Here is a 20,074-nt window from a genome sequence, read left to right as displayed (position 1 = left end):
TAGAAGATTTTAAGTTTTAAAACAACTTCCTGATGATATCTTCTTCGGAAATGCCTTCTGCTTCTGCTTTATAATTTTTGATGATCCTGTGCCGAAGAATTCCAATAGCTACAGCCTGGATATTTTCAATATCGGGGGAGAATTTACCATTTATTATAGCGTGTGCTTTTGCAGCCAAAACAAGATTTTGTGAAGCTCTTGGACCAGCCCCCCAATCTACATAGTTTTTGATGATCTCCGGAGCAGTAGCGCCCTGAGGCCTGGTTTTCCCCACCAGATTGACAGCGTATTCCACCACGTTATCTGGAACCGGAACCCGGCGTATCAATTGCTGGATCTCAATAATATCATTTGCAGTGAACATTGGATTCACCTTTACATCAAAACCAGAAGTTGTTTTCTTCACAACATCCACTTCTTCCTCAAAAGAGGGATAATCTAAATGAATGGCGAACATGAATCTGTCCAGTTGTGCTTCCGGCAAGGGATAGGTTCCCTCCTGTTCAATAGGATTTTGAGTTGCCAGCACAAAATAAGGCTGGCTTAATTTATAGTGATTTCCTGCAACAGTTACCGCCCGTTCCTGCATAGCTTCCAGCATTGCTGCCTGGGTTTTTGGAGGAGTACGATTGATCTCATCTGCAAGGATGATATTTGCAAAAACCGGCCCTTTAATAAACTTAAAGTGCCGGTTTTCATCTAAAATTTCAGATCCTAATATATCGCTCGGCATTAAATCCGGAGTGAATTGAATTCTTTTAAAATCAAGCCCTAACGCCTGTGCAATAGTATTTACCATCAAGGTTTTTGCCAAGCCTGGCACACCTATTAACAATGCGTGACCGCCGGAATAGATAGAAAGTAAAATTTGATTCACCACTTCCTCCTGTCCAACAATTACTTTAGCAATTTCCTGCTTAAGCTGTTTGTGCTTTTCAACCAGAGATCCTACCGCGGCTACATCAGACATTGTAATTAATTTTTCAACCAGTTACTACTATATTCACAATTACGGAATTTTCCGTTAATTTTTATATAGGTATCTGCAATTTTTTCATCCATCCAATCTGCGATGACATTCAATTGTTTTTGCCTTAATGCCAGATCTTTAATTTTCATGTAATCCTGTGCGAAATTGGCTTTATGCTCTGGGTAGCGTTTATTAACAGTTATCAATTTGAAAAAAGATCTCCCCGTTCTATCCTGATCAGAAAGTATTAGTGAAACTTCTCCTTCTTCTAAATTAACAACCTGATCATAAATTTCGGGATCTATTTTGGTTAATTCAAACCTCGTGTCCCCAGTAGTTGGATTAATAAGTTTCCCTTTGTTCGTAGCGGTTTGTTCTTCATCTGAAAAATTTTCAGCTGCTTTTTCAAAGGTGATCTCTTTATTTACAATTTGAAATCTTATACTGTCAATTTCCTTTTTAGCATTTTCTACTGTAGAACTTGTTACATCCGGGATCAACAGGATATGTCTTATTTCCAGATTTTGTCCAACAACACGTTCCACTTTAATAATATGGTACCCAAACATGGATGCAAAAGGCTCACTTACTTCGCCTTCCTGCAAACTAAATGCGGTATCTTTAAATTCTTTATCCAGACCATCTTTACGTGTAATTACCATTTTGCCACCATCAGAAGCAGATCCGGGATCTTGTGAATACAGCACGGCTTTTGTAGAAAAACTAGCTCCATTTTCAACAACATCATCCCGAAAATCATTCAGGCGGTCTATAACTTTTTGCTTCTCACTTTGAGGGATCTCAGGTTTAATAACTATTTGAGCTATTTCTACCTCGTCGCCAAAAAACGGGCGTTCTTCTTCCGGGATTTCCTCAAAATAAGCTCTTACTTCATCCGGAGTAATTTCTACATCTTCAACGATTTTTTGTTGCATTCTTGATGACAATTCACGTTGCTTATTGATATCAAATAATTCCTTTCTAAAATCATCTTCAGTATCTCTTTTATAAAAATTCAATACCTTTTCCATAGAACCAATTTGCCCTACCATTTGGGATATCTGCTGGTCTACCATATTTCCTATCTCAGCATCGGCAACAATAATACTATCCTGAATGGCATGGTGTGCATAAAGTTTATTTTCCAATAAACTTCCGGCTAACTGGCAGTCGTTAACATCGGCAGTAGAAACCCCCTGGCTTTTTAGATCTTTATACATAAGCTCTATATCGCTGTCCAAAACCACATATCCTCCAACAACGGCTGCGATCCCATCCACTTTTACCCGCTCCCCACTTCCGGGAATAACTTTAACTTCTGCTATTTCAGATTTAGGTTTTATGGCCGTACTATCTGTTACAATAACCTCCTGGGCAAATCCAGAATTTCCCAGACCAAATACTATAAATAAAACAGCAATGCTGTTAATTATAAATTTCAAATTGTTTGTTTTCAATTGCATCTCTTGTTATATCTTTTTCTAATTCTTTAACCAAATCGGCTTTTCGCCTGTTAAGGATTATCTGCTTGATCGTGGAAGTTGCATATTCCAGAGGAGCCTGATCATTTCTTAACAAAACATCGTTTACATACACCAAATATACTTCTAATGAATCTTCGAGCTCAAGAAAATTGGATTTTTTTAATAATTGGGATTTGTTCCCATCGTTTAAAGGTCCAATTCTTTCATAAACCGAACGGGTACTTACCCAAACAGAATCATTAAAGGAATACCCTTTAAACTGAAGTGCTATTCTATCCAGATCTTCTTTATCCTTATCATTAAACCGGACAAACTTCTTCTTCATTTCCTGAAAATCCAGGCTGTTCTTATCGAGATTGATAAATCTCAATTTCACCAAATCCTCATTCAACCTAAAATTTTCCAGATGTTCCTGATAATAACTTTCGATTTCATCCAGATTAAATGCGGTATCCAGTTGCTTTGCTACCAAAGCATCTGCATAGGCTTTTGTGTATAGCTCGTTTTTATAATTCTTAACAAGTTCATCAAACTCCTGTTGTTGAGTCTGGCTTAAATTAAACTTTGCCTTATCTATCAATAATTGCTGCGTAGCCCAGCGCGTAATAAAATTGGAAACTATCAGGGTGCTATCTTCCGGAGAGATATCTTCACTTATCAATGCCTGAATATCTTCTTTATAAAGATAACTGTCATTTACCCTCGCCAATATCTCACGTTCCTCTGATTCTTTAAAGTAATCGCAACCTGAAAAAAATAAAGGTAGAAACAGTAGTATTATAAATTTATAGTTCCCCATTAAATCGATAAAATTAAAATTATTAGCCTAATGCTTGTAAAAACCAAAACAGCTAATAGTGCGGCAAAAATAAGAATTCTGGAACCTTCCACAAGGTATAAGCTTAAACGATTTCAAATTAAAGAAATTATAATAAAATCTTAAATTACTTAACTATATTAGTTCCTAGCAAAAATAGAACCATTATGAAGTACAGTCAGGAAATTATTATCCGGCTTCCCAGGGAAGAAGTAATAAGCAAAATGGAAAAACCAGAAAACTTCAAATTTTGGCAAAAAGGCTTTATTTCCTATAAACACGTTACAGGAACCCCAGGGAAGGAGGGATCCCGCAGTAAACTGATTTATATCATGAATGGGCGGGAAATTGAAATGATTGAAACCATTATCAAAAGCAATCTTCCAAAAGAACTTCATACCACCTACGAAACCAAAGGGCTTTATAATATTCAGAAAAATTATTTCGAAGAGGAGTCCGGCACTTCAACCCGTTGGGTCTCCTATAGTGAATTCCAGTTTTCGGGTTTTATGAAATTGATAGGAAAATTAATGCCCGGAACTTTTAAAAAGCAATCCCTTCAATTCATGAAAGATTTTAAAGCTTTTGCTGAAGAAGGGAAAAGCGTAAAGAACAATTAAAAAATGGAAAGACAAATAAAACTGATTTGGGACTTTAGAGGGCCAGATTCAAATAAAACCGCTGAACATCACGAAATTCATTTAAAGGATTTTATAAAAACTGAAGCATTGGATATGCTCAACATCACAGGTGTAGAGCGAATTTCAGACATACATTCTTTAGCTTTTTGGGTGGTCCCGGAAAGTGATATGAAAAAATTTAGAGACATTTTAAAACCTCATCGAGCCACTGTATATACTTAAAATTTATTTTTTTGGTGAAAAATTTCCTGTTTATTTAATTTGCTCCTATATATTTGCTGAAAATCAAACAAACATGAAAAATATAATTTTAGTTCTTGTAATCCTTATTACAGGAACTTCTCTACAAGCACAAACAAAGGTAGGCACTATAGATGCCGATTTCATCCTACAACAAATGCCTGAAATGGTGAAGGTTGAAGAAGGAATGAAGACTTACAATACAGAGCTTCAGGAGAATTTGCAATCCACAGTAAAGCAATATGAAGAATTGATTGCTGCTTACCAAACCAACGCTGATACTTTTAATGAGGAAGAAAAACAAAGCAAAGAAGATGAAATTATAACGCTGGAAAATGAAATTAAAAATTTCAGACAGAAAGCTTCAGTTCTTATGCAAATGAGAAATAATGAACTTACCCAGCCGCTCTACTTGAAAATTGATGAGGCTATGAAAGCTATCATAACGGAGCAAGCTTATACTCAAATTTTAAACACCAGTGCAAACGGACTTGCGTATGCCGATGAAAAATATGATATTACCGATGCGGTGATTAAAAAATTAGGTATTACCGTAAAAGAATAACTACCTATAAAATGGAAAAGCCGGTAAAGAAATTTCTTTACCGGCTTTTCCATTTTATGCTGTTTCCTAAAATTTTATCTGCTGTAATTTGGTGATTCGTTGGTTATCGTCACATCATGCGGATGGCTTTCATGAATTCCGGAAGAGGTGATTTTTATAAATTTACCCTTTTCCTGAAGTGTTGCGATGTCCTTTGCCCCGCAATATCCCATACCGGCTCTTAATCCGCCAACAAACTGAAAGATGCTTTCTTCCAGATCACCTTTGTAAGGCACCCTCCCAACAATTCCTTCGGGAACCAATTTCCGGATATCATCTTCTACATCCTGAAAATACCTGTCTTTAGAACCTTGTTTCATAGCCTCCACAGATCCCATACCCCTATACGATTTGAATTTTCTTCCTTCAAAAATTATAGTTTCACCGGGAGATTCCTTAGTCCCGGCAAGAAGGGATCCCAGCATCACACAATCTGCTCCCGCAGCGATGGCTTTTGGAATATCTCCTGTGTAACGAATTCCCCCATCGGCAATTACAGGAACGCCGCTGCCTTTTATTGCTGCTGCAACTTCTAATACTGCAGAGAACTGAGGAAAACCTACCCCTGCAACAACCCGGGTGGTACAAATTGAACCCGGTCCTATCCCTACTTTTACAGCATCTGCTCCTGCATCTACCAAATATTTGGCAGCTTCTCCGGTAGCAATATTTCCCACAATCACATCAAGATCCGGGAACTTTGATTTTATCTTTTTTAACACCTCTACCACTCCTTTGGTATGGCCGTGTGCTGTATCAATTATTACGGCATCTACACCCGCATTTACAAGCGCCGATGCACGCTCAACAATATCGGCAGTAACTCCCAGCGCTGCAGCTACACGTAATCTTCCGTAAGAATCTTTATTGGCTACGGGCTTTTGGGTAAGTTTGGTAATATCCCTAAAAGTTATTAATCCTACGAGTATCTCTTCAGAATTTACTACCGGAAGTTTTTCAATTTTATATTGCTGAAGAATCCCTTCTGCATCTTCAAGAGAAGTACCCTCAGAAACCGTTACCAGATTTTTGGAAGTCATGACTTCAGATATGGGCCTATTGCTCTCTTTTTCAAAACGCAAATCCCTGTTGGTAACTATTCCAAGGAGTTTCCCTTCTTTATCAATAATGGGAATTCCTCCAATACTGTGCTCCTTCATACTGCTTTTGGCATCTTGTACAGTAGCAGTAATTGGCAGTGTTACCGGATCTATGATCATTCCGCTTTCTGCACGTTTTACCTTTCGCACTTTCAAAGCCTGCTCTTCAATAGACATGTTTTTATGTAGAACACCAATTCCACCTTCCCGCGCCATGGCGATCGCCATTTTACTCTCGGTCACTGTATCCATAGCTGCGGATACAATTGGAACATTAATAGGAATATTTCTTGTGAATTTGGAGCGAATACTTACATCCCTGGGCAATATTTCAGAATAAGCAGGAACCAATAATACGTCATCGTATGTTAGTGCTTCCCCTAAAATTTTGGATTCATGTGCAATCATAGCAATTAAAGATTTAATTGCGTGCAAATATACAATTTTTAATGCAATTGTGGAATTTACTTTTCAATTAGATTAATCTGATTAGCTATTGAACTCCAACACATCTTTTGAATTGAAACCTATCTTAATCAAATCGGCTACATTCCTGTCTTTTGTGAGTACCGAAATTTTTTGCCCGCTGTCCAGCTTCAACAACAATTGGGTATCATGGCCTAAAAAAGTTCGTTTTATCACCTGGGCATGGGTAACATGTTCACATTCTTCATTATTAATGGCGAAATTCTCATTTCGTATGGCGTGAGAACATTCAGGATTAAGCGGACATTTAAAAGCTGACTGAAGTTCATGACTTAGCTGAATTGTATTTCCAAACAACGAAGCCACATAAATGGAATTTGGTTTTGTATATAAATTTGCCGCCTCATCCTTCTGAATTAATTCACCACGCTGGAGAATTAATATCTCATCTGCAACAGCTAATGCATCCTGAGTATCATGAGTGACGAAAATAGCAGTAACCCCGGTTGCTTTAACAATTTCGAAGATCTCATTCCGAAGCTGCATCCTCAACATCGCATCCAGGTTACTAAAGGGTTCATCTAATATAAGTAAAGCGGGATTTGGTGCCAGCGCTCTTGCCAATGCAACTCTTTGCTGCTGCCCTCCGGAAAGCTGATGCGGATAGCGATCCTTCATCCCTCCCAAGCCAACAAGATTTAGGACTTCCTGGGCCCGTTGGTTTTTATTTTTTTCCTTTGAAATTCCGTAAAGAACATTTTTAAACAACGTCATATGAGGAAAGAGTGCATAATCCTGAAATACCAGGCCTACTTTACGCTTTTCCGGTGGGACGAAATTATTCAGGGAAGAGACCACTTCCCCATTAAGCCGAATAACCCCCGCATCGGGTGTCTCCAATCCTGCGATAAGCCGAACTAAGGTCGTTTTACCGCTTCCGCTTTCTCCAACCAAAGCACAAACGTCTCCTTCCTTAAGATGAAAAGAAACATTCTTCAGGGCAAAACTTTTTCCTTTGTCAAAGCTTTTTGAAAGCGATTCGATATCGAGCATAACCAACTATTATTTTATAAGTAATCTATTCAAAAATATGACAGGAAGCATCACGGTAACTATAATGAATAAGGACGGGATAGCAGCTTCCATAACCATTTCGTCGCTGGCGTACTCATATGCTTTCACCGCGAGCGTATTCACATGAAAAGGTTTGAGTATTAATGTTAAAGGTAATTCTTTTAAAACATCGATAAAAACAAGTATAAAAGCACTTGCAATTCCCGTTCTTATAAGCGGAAATTCTATTTTAAAAAAGGTACGAAGATTTCCTACTCCCAGCATATTGGAGGAATCGGGAATGGCATTGCTCACCTTAAGCGCCGTAGATTCTATTGGGTTGTAAGCCACCGCAAGAAACCGCACAACATACGCATAGATAAGGGCCACAAGCGTACCTGTAAGGATGAGTCCCAAATCAACATTGAATAGATAATCCATTACATCAATAAGCCATCTATCGATAAAAATCGTTGGAATCATTATTCCTATTGCAACCACAGCTCCCGGAATTGCATATCCCAGAACACCTAGTTTGGCTATATTTTTAACGAATCCAAGTCGGCTCCATTTGGAGAAAAATATTAAAATTACAGCAATAATCACAGATACAAATGCGGTTAAAAGCGCGATTCCAAAACTTTGAACCGATATCGTAAGAAAAGAAAGGTTAAAAACATTTTCATAGGTAAGTGTGGCCCAATAGATCAATTGGGCTACAGGAAGTAAAAATCCCAGTACAACGGGCAGTAAAACTGCTAAAAAAATGATAAGTTGATTTTTTGGACTCACCTTTTTCCTGTAAATGCGCATATTGTTATCCCGGTTGCTGTTGAAGCGCAATTTTCTACGCTGAAATTTTTCCAGAAGGATTAAAGTGAAAACTATCACTATTAAAAGGGCTGAGAGATAAACGGCGGTTTCCGGTTCTTCCAGTGAAAACCAGGATCTAAAAATCCCTGTGGTAAAAGTATTCACCCCAAAATATTTTGCTGCACCATAATCATTTAAAACTTCCATCAATACCAGGATGAGCCCGGCTACAATTGCAGGCCTGGCCATTGGGAGCATTAATTTAAAGAATGTTTTTACCGGCCCCACGCCAAGCATTTCTGATGCTTCCATAAGACTGTTGGCCTGGTTTAAAAAGAAAGCTCTTGAACTAACATATACATAAGGGAAAAGGGATATTCCTAGGACAAAGGCTAAACCACTTTTGTTCATAATGTCAAACCGAACAAATTCCAGTCCTACAGCTTCCAGAATTAATTGAAGTGTCCCTCCATAATCAAAGATACCGGCATAGGCATAGGCCACAATATACCCCGGAATAGCAAGGGGCAAAATAAGCAACCATTCCATTTGTTTTCTTAGAGGAAACTCATATCTAGCCACAAGCCAGGCTGTTGAAACCCCAAAAAGCAATACAATTGCCCCACAGGCAAAAATAAGAAACAGAGAATTCCCAAGGTAATCCAGAAGCAGGTTGTCCACAATATGGCTCCAGGTCTCTCCAGGACCCGAGAAAAGTTTAACGCCTATGGAAACTATAGGCAAAACAATTAAAAACAGAATAAGCAAAGTGAATATGGCCCACTTATTACTATCCCGCTTTAATCGTTTTAATCTATATTTAAAGGAAAAAATATTTTTACTTCCAGCCTGCTTCATCAAAAGTCAATACCGCTTTTTTGTTGAACTCGCCAAGCTTGGAGAGCGTTAAAGAATCTTCTTTAAATTCACCCCATTGCTGCAAAAGCGGTGCGGGTTTTACAATAGGATTTACCGGATATTCATAATTTGAATTGGCAAAAACTTCCTGTGCCTCCTTGGAAATAAGGAATTCTATAAATTTAATCGCATTTTCTTTATTTGGTGCATAGCGCGCAACTCCCGCTCCACTTACATTGATATGAGCCCCACGACCCTCCTGATTTGGAAAAAATATTCCAACAGCTTCTGCAGCCTTAACTTCTTCCGGATTAGTTGAATTTAGCATATTCCCAATATAGTACGTATTTACGACGGCAATATCTCCCTCCCCTCCAACTACGGCTTTTACCTGATCACGATCATTTCCTTTTGGGCTTCGGGCCATATTTTTAACCATGGCCTCTGTCCACTTCGTGGCCTCCTTCTCACCATTATGTACGATAAGAGAAGCCAGAAGAGATTGATTGTAAATATTCTCTGAAGAACGTATAAGTATCTTTCCTTTCCATTTATCGCTTGCAAGATCCTCGTAGGTTGAGAGATCGGTGCTGTCTACTCTTTCCTTTGAATATGCTATTATCCGCGCTCTTTTTGTTAAGCCAAACCAATAGTTCTCAGAATCTTTCAGGTGAGGTGCAATTATTCGGTTTAAAACATCAGACTCAATAGGTTGCAATAAATTTTGATCCTTTGCCCGGGTTAGCCTTCCAGCGTCCACAGTTATCAATACATCTGCAGGGGATTGCGCTCCTTCAATAGTCATTTTTTGAATCAGTTCATCTGCACTGGCATTAATTACATTAACTTTTATACGAGTGGTTTCTTCAAATTGTTTGAATAACAATTGATCTGCAGCATAATGCCTGTGAGTGTATACATTCACTACATTTTCTTCACTTTCTGAAGATGATCCGTTTTTATTTGTGTCATTTTTACAGGCACTAAATGCTACAAGTGCAATTAAAAATATAAGTTTCTTCATTTTCTTACTTTTTTTAGAAAAGCAAATATAACTATTTAGAATAGGTTTAAATTAAAAAACGCCAAATAATGAGCGATAAAATTTAATATTTACCTGATTATTTCAATGTGATAAAAAAAGAAATAAGATGCTTAAACCCAATAGCATTCAACAAAACTTAAATTCTAACTGTAAAGGATTAATAATGAAATAGTTTCATTTTTTTATTTAAATTAAGTCTAAATAAGCTTGCCTGAAACATAAAAGCGATTTACTTTTGCGTCGTTATCTAAAATCAATCTAAATTAAAAACCTTAATTAAATAAAGATGAGACGATGTTTATTCGTTGCCATTTTAGGGATGGCATCAATTACTTTTCAGGCACAAGAACAAAAAGTTAAAAAATCTAAAGATTCTGTAGAAACCTTAAATGAGGTAATTATTTCAGCAAAAGTTCTTCTAGGAAGTAAATTTGAAGTAGAAAATCGAACCGGTTCTGCATATTACCTTTCTTCGGAAGAACTAAAAGAACACCGGTATACAAATATAAATCGCGTCCTGGGCCAGGTTCCCGGGGTGAATTTTTATGAAGAGGATGGGTTTGGACTACGCCCCAACATTAGTTTAAGAGGGACATCTCCTGAACGCAGTTCGAAAATCACCTTGATGGAAGACGGGGTTTTAATCGCGCCGGCACCATATAGCGCTCCAGCGGCCTATTATTTCCCTTCGGTAGCCAGAATGGAGGCCGTAGAGATTTTAAAGGGAAGCAGCCAGATTCAATATGGCCCTAATACCACAGGAGGAGCTATCAATTTTATTTCCTCCCAAATCCCTACGGATTTCTCCGGCTCTTTGTTTGCTAATTATGGAAGTTTTAATACCTCTAACCTGCACGCAAAAGCCGGGAATTCGCATAAAAATATAGGGTATCTTGTAGAATATCAAAATTATCGATCTGATGGGTTTAAGGACCTGGATTCCGGCGGGGATACTGGATTTAATAAAGACGATATCGTTGCAAAATTTAGGGTAAATACAAATCCTGATGCTAAGGTTGGACAAGCCCTTGATTTGAAATTTCAATATTCAGATGAAACCTCTGATGAAACTTATTTGGGTTTAACCGAAAATGATTTCAATGAAAACCCCTTCAGAAGGTATTCTGGTTCACAAAAAGATCAAATGAATGCAGATCACCTTCAACTTATGGCTACTCATACCCTGAGTTTTAGTGATTATTTCAGAATAACCACAACCGGATATCTCAATGAATTTAGCCGAAACTGGTATAAATTAAACGATGTTGTTTCTGCAGAAGGAAAGGTGGGCATTTCCAACCTTCTTGATAATCCATCAAACTTCCCGGATGCCTTTGCCATAGTTACCGGGAGAATCAATTCTGGAGCAAATGCTTTGATTTTAAAAAATAACAACAGGGAATACGTTTCTAAAGGTGTACAAACCAAATTAGACTACCACTGGACTACCGGAAATGTATTTCATGATATTGAAGTTGGTTTGAGATATCATTATGATGAGGAAGACCGTTTCCAGTGGGTAGATGCTTACAATATCAACAATGGAATTATGAATTTAACCACTGCTGGAACACCAGGAACAGATGCCAACAGGATAAGCAATGCTAAAGCCCTTGCTACTTTTGCTATGTATAGAATCAAATTTAATAACTGGACGTTCACTCCGGGAATCCGCTATGAAAATATCACTTTAGCCCAGGAAGATTTTGGGAAAAATGATGTGACCCGTTCGGGAACAGATTTAAAAACCAAAGAGAATAAAGTGGATATATTTATCCCTGGCGTAGGATTCAACTACAAGTTTGACAACAGAGTATCTTTATTTGGAGGGGTTCATAAAGGTTTTTCCCCACCGGGAAACAGCACGGGCGAAGATCCTGAAGAGAGTATAAATTATGAACTTGGTTCCAGATTTAATGTGGCCGGTTTACAAGGAGAACTGGTAGGTTTTTATAATGATTACAGCAACCTTTTGGGAAGTGACCTGGCAGCAACCGGCGGAACAGGGACTTTGGAACAGTTCAACGCAGGAGAAGTAGAGGTTAAAGGAATTGAATTTCTTTTGAATTACGATCTTTTGGAAAGAAGAAGCAGTCAATTTAGATTACCACTGAATATCTCCTACACTTATACGAATACAGAGTTCCAAAACAGCTTTGCAAGTGGCGAGGGGATTTGGGGAGAAATTAATGCAGGGGATGAAATGCCCTATATCCCAAATCATCAGTTCAATGTTGGAATTGGATTGGAGCATTCTAAATTTAGTGTGAATTTAAACGGAAGATATATGGGAGAATTTAGAACTATGGCCGGAAGCGGTGACATCTCTAATAACGAGCGTGTGGATTCCAATTTCATCATAGATGTTGCAGCAAATTATCATCTTACCTCCTACTTAAGCTTTACCGGAAATGTTATAAATGCCCTGGATAATGAATATGCAGTAGCAAGAGTACCATCTGGATTAAGACCCGGTCATCCTTTTGGAGCCTATCTTGGATTGAATTTTCAATTTTAGACATTCACTAAAAGAGAACTAATAAAGCCAAAAAAGCCACGGATTTACTATTAAATCTGTGGCTTTTTTGGCTTTATTTCTATTGAAGTATTAGTTCGTTTTTAGAGGTTTGAATTAATGGTAGGCTCCAAATATTTTTGTAGCCTCGTTGTAAGAGGATTCAAAACTGGTCATTTTAATATTGGTTTCTGCTTTCCTTGAAGTGAAATAAGAAATCATTTTTTCGGTTGGCATGTTTCCTGTCAATTCATCTTTTGCCATAGGACAGCCGCCAAATCCCTGTATTGCCCCATCATATCTCCGGCAGCCAGCTTTATAAGCAGCATCTATTTTCTCATACCAGGTGGTTGGTGTAGTATGCAAATGAGCACCAAATTCTATTTCAGGATATTTTGGGATCAAATTTGAAAAAAGATACTGAATTACCTCCGGAGATGAACTTCCTATGGTATCTGAAAGCGATAAGATCTTCACTCCCATTCCGGATAATTTTTCTGTCCATTCTCCAACTATCTCAACACTCCAGGGATCTCCATAAGGATTTCCAAATCCCATGGAAAGATAGGCTACTACTTCTTTATCGGTAGCATTTGCAATTTCAAGGATCTCCCGGAGCGTTTCAACAGATTCTGCTATTGTTTTATGAGTGTTCCGCATCTGAAAATTTTCAGAAATAGAAAATGGATAACCCAAATACTGAATTTCTGGGTGCTTTGCAGCATCCTGAGCTCCTCGTGTATTTGCTACAATGGCTAAAAGTTTACTTTGAGTAGCTGAAAGATCCAGGCCTGCCAACACCTCTGCTGTGTCTGCCATTTGTGGAATCGCCTTAGGGGAAACAAAACTGCCAAAATCTATGGTATCAAAGCCACATCTTAAAATAGCCTGGATAAATTGTATTTTCTTTTGGGTAGGAATAAAAGTTTTGATGCCTTGCATGGCATCTCTGGGGCATTCTATAAGCTTGATCTTATCCATAGCCCCAAAGATAGTAAAAGCCCCCTAACCCCCAAAGGTGGAAGGAAAGCTCTCTTTTCAATAAAAATTCTGAAGAAAATACCATTTCATTTAACTTAATGAAACAATATAAATGTTGCAATTCCTATAAAAACCGCTATTTGTAGCCATTTTAAAACAAGACCTGAGTGCTGATGTTTTTTAAGATAAGTGGAAATCTTTCCGGCGAGCAAGGCTACACTTCCAAAAATAAAAATGGTTAAAAGCATAAAAATAGCACCCAGCATATAAAATTGAATTACCGTGTTCCCGTTTGGCTCCCAAAGAAAACCGGGAAAAAAAGCGAGGAAAAATATAGTTACTTTAGGATTAAGCACATTCATTACAAAACCTTGCTTAAAAAGGGAAAGCAGGGATTTCGATTTTATTCCTTCTGCAGAATACGCGATTTTAGGATCACTTCTAAAAACCTTCCAGGCGAGATAAAATAGATAAATAGAACCAAAAAGTTTAATAATGAAAAAGAGTGTTTCAGAATTTTTAATTATTGCCGACACCCCAAAAGCCACGAGACTGGTGTGAATTATTAAACCGGTAGCCAAACCCAGTGCGGTAATCAATCCGTGCTTTTTCCCATTGGCAATTCCCTGTACCATCACGTAGATAATATCGGGTCCGGGAGAAATTGTTAGTAAAATTGAAGCGGTTAAAAAGGGAAATAGTTGTTCCAGCATTCAGGCGATGATTTGGATTGAAGCATGATCAAATGTTTGATATTTGGTTCTGATTTATTTCTTTTGCTCCAGGATCTTTTTATTGATTTCCTTTATCAAACCAGGTCCTTCATAAATAAAACCGGTATATAGCTGGACGAGACTTGCGCCAGCATTTAGTTTCTCCAAGGCATCTTCAGCCGAATGTATCCCTCCTACCCCAATAATAGGAAAGGCTTTATCGCTTTTTTCTGAAAGGAATTTGATCACTTCCGTAGAACGGTTTTTTAAAGGTTTACCGCTTAGTCCGCCTATTTCATTTTGGTTATCAGACTTCAACCCTTCTCTGGAAATAGTAGTATTTGTGGCGATTACCCCAGCAATACCTGTTTCCTTAATGATATCAATGATATCGAGCAGTTGGGAATCGCTAAGATCGGGTGCAATTTTAAGCAGAATTGGCTTCTGAACTTTCATCTGCATATTTCTACTTTGAAGGGTATTTAAAAGATCTGTGAGGGGTTTTTTATCCTGAAGTTCTCTCAAATTAGGGGTATTTGGGGAGCTCACATTTACCACAAAATAATCTACAAATTCAAATAAGGCATTGAAACAGATGAGATAGTCGTTTACCGCTTCCTCATTGGGCGTGATCTTATTTTTCCCGATGTTCCCACCTATCAATACATTTTTATTGAATCGAAGCCTTGCAACAGCTGCTTCTACTCCTTCATTATTGAAACCCATCCGGTTGATAATTGCTTCGTCTTCCTTTAATCGGAACAATCTTTTCTTTTCATTTCCGGGTTGTGGCTTTGGGGTAACGGTCCCAATTTCCACAAATCCAAATCCTAATTGATCCAGTTCCTTATAAAGTTTAGCATCCTTATCAAATCCAGCAGCCAGGCCTACGGGATTTTTAAATTTTAAACCGAAAACTTCTCGTTCAAGCCGCCGGTCTTCAATATGAAATTGCTTTTTTATCAACCAGGAAAGGCCTGGGATTTTAAAAAGATTTCTTAAAAGATCGAAGGTGAAATAATGAATTTGTTCGGGATCAAATTTAAAGAATAAGGGCCTGATTAAAGATTTATACATATAACCTGAATTTCTACAAAAATAGATTAATTTGGGGAATGCGATTCTTTTAAACCTATAGATTCAATTAAATAGGCAAAAAAAAAGCAGTCCGAAGACTGCCCTTTTTAGAGATCATTATTTTTATTATTTCAGTGTAAAACTAACCCTTGCAAATAAGAATCTTCCTCCAATTCCAAACTGCTGTGCTCTACGAGACCAATCAAACCTTCCATCACTTCGGTTATTTTGATTCCCTGGCTCATTAGGCTGTAAATCCTGAGCGGCTCTATCTGGATATATATCAAATATATTATTTGCTCCTATTGTTAAAGTTAAAGCCTCGGTAGCTTTGTAGCCTAAAGATAGATCGGTTACCACTTTAGAACTAAAAACCTGCTGATTGGCTATTATATTGCTGGCTTCTGTTACCTCTCCAAAATACACGTTTCTCAAAAAGACGTTGAATTTATTTAAAGTTAAACTATTAGATAAATTGACTTTTGTTCGTGGTACGGCTTCTTCTAAATAAACCCGACTGTCTTCAGGAAAATAGGTATCTACCAATCCCGCCCTTTCCAATTCTGGAGATGCTTTAATATCACCTACCTTTTTGGTTTTTGATAAGGTGGCCGCAAGATCAGATTTTAACCGCACATTGTTTCCAAAGATCGCGCTGTGAGTAAGTACCATATCCAAACCTTTAGATTCTGTATCTATGGCATTAGAAAAGAAAGATGCAGCTGTAGCATTAGCCTGTCGCAAAAGGTTATCTAGTTCTGTTCCGGTACCCGGTCCTCTAAATTGTCCCGTATATACTATCCTGTCATCAATGGCTACAAAATAACCATCTACTGTTAAGGAGAGGTTTGCATCTGGAATTTGAGCAGTAAATCCAACACTTAAACTTTTTGATGTCTCCTCTTTTAGTTGGGGAATTCCCAGAAGCTGTGCTGCACGACTATCATTGGAAAAAGTTCCAACTTCCTGTGGTTGACCATTATTTCCGAAAATTGTGGACGTAGAATTGAAGTTTAACTGATGTAAAGATGGCGCTCTAAACCCTGTATTAGCAGCTCCCCTAAGATTTACGTTATCTGTAAGTTTAAACCGTGATGATACCTTAAAATTGATAGTAGATCCAAAATCCGAATAATTTTCAAATCGGGTCGCAAACGTTAGTAAAAATCTTTCAGTAACATCAGCTTCCAGGTCAAAATAGCCGGCAATACTGCTTCTTTCTCTTGATAGCTCATTGGCTGGACTAAAACCCGGAAACACTTGAGACCCACCAGGTCTTCCTCTTCCAAAGAAATCCTGAGCGGCCACTTGATCTGCCCGGATAATAGGGTCACCTCCCTGAGTATACTGTTCATAAGAAGCTCTTTCTCCCGCTTCAATCTGGTAATTCTCAAATCTGTATTCGGCACCAAAGGCCACATTCAAACCTGCAAAAACTTCATCATAAAATTGAGATACATCTAGATTGGTTGTGTTTTGGGCAAAAGAGAAGCCACCGGCATCAAAATTGGTAGGACTTGCTCGTTGCAGCGAAGCATTTGAAGTATTCGTAATTAAATAAAGGAATTCGTTTTTACCCCAGGTATTACTGAAATCAACATCCCAGTCTCCTATTTTTCCTTTAATCCCTGCCGCAAGCGATTTATCGTTGATCTTGGAATTGATCTCCGGTAAAAATCCGTTGATATAAATGGGAGTGTATGCTCTTGATTCGTGAGGTTGGCGATAGAAACCTGCGGAATTTCCACGACGGGAGCTCATCCCTGAAAATGCATATAATTCAGTTCCATCATCATCCAGAGGCAAGGACAAATTGGCAAAGAACCGGCCACCTCTTAAGGCAGATTGCCCTACCCTCATATTGTAATCACTTCTCTCCTGGCCTCTTACAGCAATTTCATCATTGGTGTTATCAAATCGTAAAAGAGTTTGTAAGGTTGCCCTGTCTGGAGCATTTCTAATATCTTCTTTGAGCTGTGGAGAAAAATAAGATACATTTTGAGCAAATTGCTGAATTTGATCATTTGTTAAACTTGCAATATCCGCACCGGCACCCGCAGCAACTCTTTCAATAGCGTTGTAACCATTGAATATTTGAGCTTCAAATTCATTCATTCTGCTATAATCCTCTCTGAAATCAAAATCTCCTGAAAAATTAATAAATCCACCTTTTTCACCTAACCCTATTCCATAACTGGCAGCGACATTGACAGTTTCTCCATCAATTCCCCCGGTTTGATCATTAGCATTTTCAGTAAAATTGGCACCTGTAGTGACATTTAGATTTAATTCATTGATATCCTGTCTAAGCACGATGTTAATTACCCCGGCAATAGCATCCGATCCATACTGTGCTGCTGCACCATCTCTTAATACCTCAATTCTGGAAATAGCTGCGGCTGGAATGGCATTTAAATCCGTTCCCACGCTTCCTCTTCCAAAAGTTCCGTTCACATTAACCAGTGAAGAATTGTGACGTCTTTTCCCATTGATCAATACAAGAACCTGATCTGGGCCAAGACCTCTTAGGGATGCAGGGTCTATATGATCTGTACCATCTGATATAGTTTGGGTGTTCGAGGTAAAAGAAGGTGCTACATAATTAAGCATCTGGTTTAAGTTTACCTGAGGTACTGCTGTAGCCAGTTCTTTGATATCTAATACATCAATGGGAACTGTAGATTCAACAACAGTCCTGTTTCGATTTCTGGAACCTACCAGCACCACTTCACTAAGCGCCATTCCGGAAACCAACGTTACGTTAATTTCAGCACGATCAATCACCACTTCCCGGGGATCAAAACCCACGAAAGTAAAAACAAGGGTTTGCCCTAAATTCGCCTCCAGGGAATAATTCCCATCAAAATCTGTTATAGTTCCCTGATTGGTGCCTTTTATAGCAACAGATACCCCGGGAAGGGGTTGAGATTGTTCATCTACCACTGTTCCAGAAACTTGCTGAATTTGTCCCTGAGCATGCCATCCTAAAAAAAGGAGGCAGATAAATACGTAAAAATTCTTCATAACTTCACATTTTTTTTAATTAGTTACGCTAAAGTTAACTTAAAATTATGTAAAAAAAACCTCCATTGTCCCAGAATTTGCTGGTATTTACCTTTTTTTACCAATATTTGAATATTAACTATAAAAAATTTAGAATATGATATCTAAGGATGTACTCATAAATCGGTTTATTAGCTATATAAAAATCGATACTCAAAGCGATCCAAATTCTTCTGAAACTCCCAGTACCAAAAAACAATGGAATCTAGCCAATAAATTGGTTTCGGAACTTAAACAAATAGGAATGCAGGATGTTGAGATTGATGAAAATGCCTATATCATGGCTACATTACCCGCCAATATTGCTCATAAGGTTCCTGTCATTGGTTTTATTTCACATTTTGATACTTCGCCAGATTTCTCCGGCACTGATGTAAATCCGCAAATAATAGAAAATTATGATGGAAAGGATATTCTACTTAACAAAGAACTGGACATTGTACTTTCTCCTAATTATTTTGAAGATCTCTTACAATACAAAGGACAAACCCTAATCACAACAGATGGCACCACCCTTCTGGGAGCCGATGATAAAGCAGGAATTACAGAAATTATCTCGGCGATGGAATATCTCATCAATAATCCGGATATCCCGCATGGTAAAATAAGGGTAGGATTTACACCTGATGAGGAAATAGGGAGAGGAGCTCATAAATTCGATGTAGATAAATTTGGAGCGAAATGGGCCTATACCATGGATGGAAGCCAGGTTGGGGAACTGGAGTTTGAGAATTTCAATGCGGCTTCTGCAAAAATTTATGTGAAAGGTAAAATGGTTCATCCGGGGTATGCTAAGGATAAAATGATAAATAGCATATATATTGCACAGGATTTCATCAATTCATTGCCCAGACTGGAAACACCTGAACACACCGAAGATAGACAAGGCTTCTTCCATCTTTCGGACATACAGGGCGATGTAGAAGAAACCCAACTCGAATACATCATTAGAGACCACGATAAAGAGCATTTTGAGGCCAGAAAGGACATGATGCGGGATCTTGTTTCGGAGATCAATTCTCAATATGAGAGAGAAGTAATCAAGATCGAAATAAAAGATCAATATTCCAATATGCGGGAAAAAATAGAACCGGTGATGCACATTGTGGATATTGCGGAAAAAGCTATGAAAGCTTTAAATATTCTTCCTATCATTAAACCTATTCGCGGTGGAACCGATGGGGCTCAACTGAGTTATATGGGGCTACCCTGCCCTAATATTTTTGCGGGTGGGCATAATTTCCATGGAAGATACGAATATGTTCCTGTGGAGAGCATTCAAAAAGCTGTTGCAGTAATTGTTAAAATTGCAGAGATCACTTCTGAAAAATACAAGGAACGATAAAATGTCGAAAATCATAACCACAGTAGATCAATCTATTGATGCAAATCCATTGTGGGCCAGCTGAAGCTCATTCGAGAATTGCCATACTCCGTTAAACCGATACAATCAATTAGGGAGGTCCGGTGTACGTGCTGGTAGGGGGAAACCAAGGCGCTTAGAAAAATTATACTTCATAAAAGATGATGTAATTCAAACTGAAGTATTTTCCAAATATATTAAGGATAGCATCTAACTCGCCAAAAATGGGAAGGTTATAAAATCACTTAAAAAAAAGAGAGCCTCATTCCTGGACTACTGCTGGATCAATTTGAAAAATCCAAGCATTTAAG

The 20,074-nt window shown here is 38.1% G+C and carries 16 protein-coding genes; 5 read left to right on the top strand and 11 right to left on the bottom strand.

The annotated features are described in order from the left end of the window. Positions 1-16: 16 nt before the first annotated feature. Genes GILLI_RS14015 through GILLI_RS14005 form a run of 3 tightly spaced genes read right to left on the bottom strand, consistent with a single transcriptional unit; the run spans position 17 to position 3,253 of the window. Positions 17-970: an AAA family ATPase gene (locus GILLI_RS14015; protein ID WP_006989784.1), complete on the bottom strand. Its 954-nt coding sequence runs from the start codon at positions 968-970 to the stop codon at positions 17-19. Between the two features lie 5 nt (positions 971-975). Next, positions 976-2,433, bottom strand: a complete 1,458-nt coding sequence (locus tag GILLI_RS14010) for a peptidylprolyl isomerase (RefSeq protein ID WP_006989783.1) — start codon at positions 2,431-2,433, stop codon at positions 976-978. Next, positions 2,396-3,253, bottom strand: a complete 858-nt coding sequence (locus GILLI_RS14005; protein ID WP_006989782.1) for a hypothetical protein — start codon at positions 3,251-3,253, stop codon at positions 2,396-2,398. Before GILLI_RS14005 ends, GILLI_RS14010 begins: the two co-directional genes overlap by 38 nt. A gap of 185 nt (positions 3,254-3,438) precedes the next feature. Between GILLI_RS14005 and GILLI_RS14000 the strand changes: the two genes are divergently transcribed. The 3 genes from GILLI_RS14000 (at position 3,439) to GILLI_RS13990 (ending at position 4,717) form a co-directional block, all read left to right on the top strand. Beyond that, positions 3,439-3,891 (top strand): SRPBCC family protein, encoded by a 453-nt coding sequence (locus tag GILLI_RS14000; RefSeq protein WP_006989780.1) that lies wholly within the window; start codon positions 3,439-3,441, stop codon positions 3,889-3,891. Between the two features lie 3 nt (positions 3,892-3,894). Further along, positions 3,895-4,134, top strand: coding sequence for a hypothetical protein (locus GILLI_RS13995; RefSeq protein ID WP_006989779.1), 240 nt, complete (start codon positions 3,895-3,897; stop codon positions 4,132-4,134). A 73-nt stretch (positions 4,135-4,207) separates the two neighbouring features. Then, entirely contained in the window at positions 4,208-4,717 is a 510-nt protein-coding gene (locus GILLI_RS13990) for an OmpH/Skp family outer membrane protein (protein WP_006989778.1), read from the top strand. A 74-nt stretch (positions 4,718-4,791) separates the two neighbouring features. On the opposite strand, the gene guaB is transcribed toward GILLI_RS13990, so the two are convergent. The 4 genes from guaB to GILLI_RS13970 form a co-directional block, all read right to left on the bottom strand. After that, positions 4,792-6,264, bottom strand: coding sequence for an IMP dehydrogenase (gene guaB, locus GILLI_RS13985; RefSeq protein ID WP_006989777.1), 1,473 nt, complete (start codon positions 6,262-6,264; stop codon positions 4,792-4,794). Positions 6,265-6,345: 81 nt separating this feature from the next. After that, positions 6,346-7,335 (bottom strand): ABC transporter ATP-binding protein, encoded by a 990-nt coding sequence (locus tag GILLI_RS13980; RefSeq protein WP_006989776.1) that lies wholly within the window; start codon positions 7,333-7,335, stop codon positions 6,346-6,348. A gap of 9 nt (positions 7,336-7,344) precedes the next feature. Continuing rightward, entirely contained in the window at positions 7,345-9,006 is a 1,662-nt protein-coding gene (locus GILLI_RS13975) for an ABC transporter permease (RefSeq protein WP_006989775.1), read from the bottom strand. Further along, the gene (locus tag GILLI_RS13970) at positions 8,987-10,030 is read right to left on the bottom strand and encodes a Fe(3+) ABC transporter substrate-binding protein (protein ID WP_006989774.1); all 1,044 of its coding nucleotides are present in this window, start codon (positions 10,028-10,030) and stop codon (positions 8,987-8,989) included. The genes GILLI_RS13975 and GILLI_RS13970 overlap by 20 nt, the downstream gene beginning before the upstream one ends. Positions 10,031-10,337: 307 nt before the next feature. Between GILLI_RS13970 and GILLI_RS13965 the strand changes: the two genes are divergently transcribed. Then, on the top strand, positions 10,338-12,569 hold the full coding sequence (locus GILLI_RS13965) for a TonB-dependent receptor family protein (protein ID WP_006989773.1): 2,232 nt from the start codon (positions 10,338-10,340) through the stop codon (positions 12,567-12,569). Positions 12,570-12,683: 114 nt separating this feature from the next. Here GILLI_RS13965 and GILLI_RS13960 read toward each other — a convergent pair whose 3' ends face one another. The 4 genes from GILLI_RS13960 to GILLI_RS13945 form a co-directional block, all read right to left on the bottom strand. Then, positions 12,684-13,547, bottom strand: coding sequence for a hydroxymethylglutaryl-CoA lyase (locus tag GILLI_RS13960; protein WP_006989772.1), 864 nt, complete (start codon positions 13,545-13,547; stop codon positions 12,684-12,686). A gap of 95 nt (positions 13,548-13,642) precedes the next feature. Continuing rightward, a complete protein-coding gene (locus tag GILLI_RS13955; protein WP_006989771.1) occupies positions 13,643-14,260 on the bottom strand; it encodes a LysE family translocator in 618 nt (205 codons plus the stop codon). A gap of 54 nt (positions 14,261-14,314) precedes the next feature. Continuing rightward, positions 14,315-15,337, bottom strand: coding sequence for a quinone-dependent dihydroorotate dehydrogenase (locus tag GILLI_RS13950; protein ID WP_006989770.1), 1,023 nt, complete (start codon positions 15,335-15,337; stop codon positions 14,315-14,317). Positions 15,338-15,463: 126 nt separating this feature from the next. Further along, on the bottom strand, positions 15,464-18,361 hold the full coding sequence (locus GILLI_RS13945) for a TonB-dependent receptor (RefSeq protein ID WP_006989769.1): 2,898 nt from the start codon (positions 18,359-18,361) through the stop codon (positions 15,464-15,466). A 136-nt stretch (positions 18,362-18,497) separates the two neighbouring features. Here GILLI_RS13945 and pepT point away from each other — a divergent pair, with 136 nt between their 5' ends. Next, complete coding sequence (gene pepT / locus GILLI_RS13940) at positions 18,498-19,745, top strand: peptidase T (protein ID WP_006989768.1); 1,248 nt, start codon at positions 18,498-18,500, stop codon at positions 19,743-19,745. The last annotated feature ends 329 nt before the right edge of the window (positions 19,746-20,074 follow it).

It is taken from the genome of Gillisia limnaea DSM 15749, from assembly GCF_000243235.1.
In the GTDB taxonomy this organism is placed as follows: domain Bacteria; phylum Bacteroidota; class Bacteroidia; order Flavobacteriales; family Flavobacteriaceae; genus Gillisia; species Gillisia limnaea.
The sequence above is the reverse complement of the archived record's forward strand: the minus strand, read 5'-3'. Positions and strand labels throughout refer to the sequence as shown.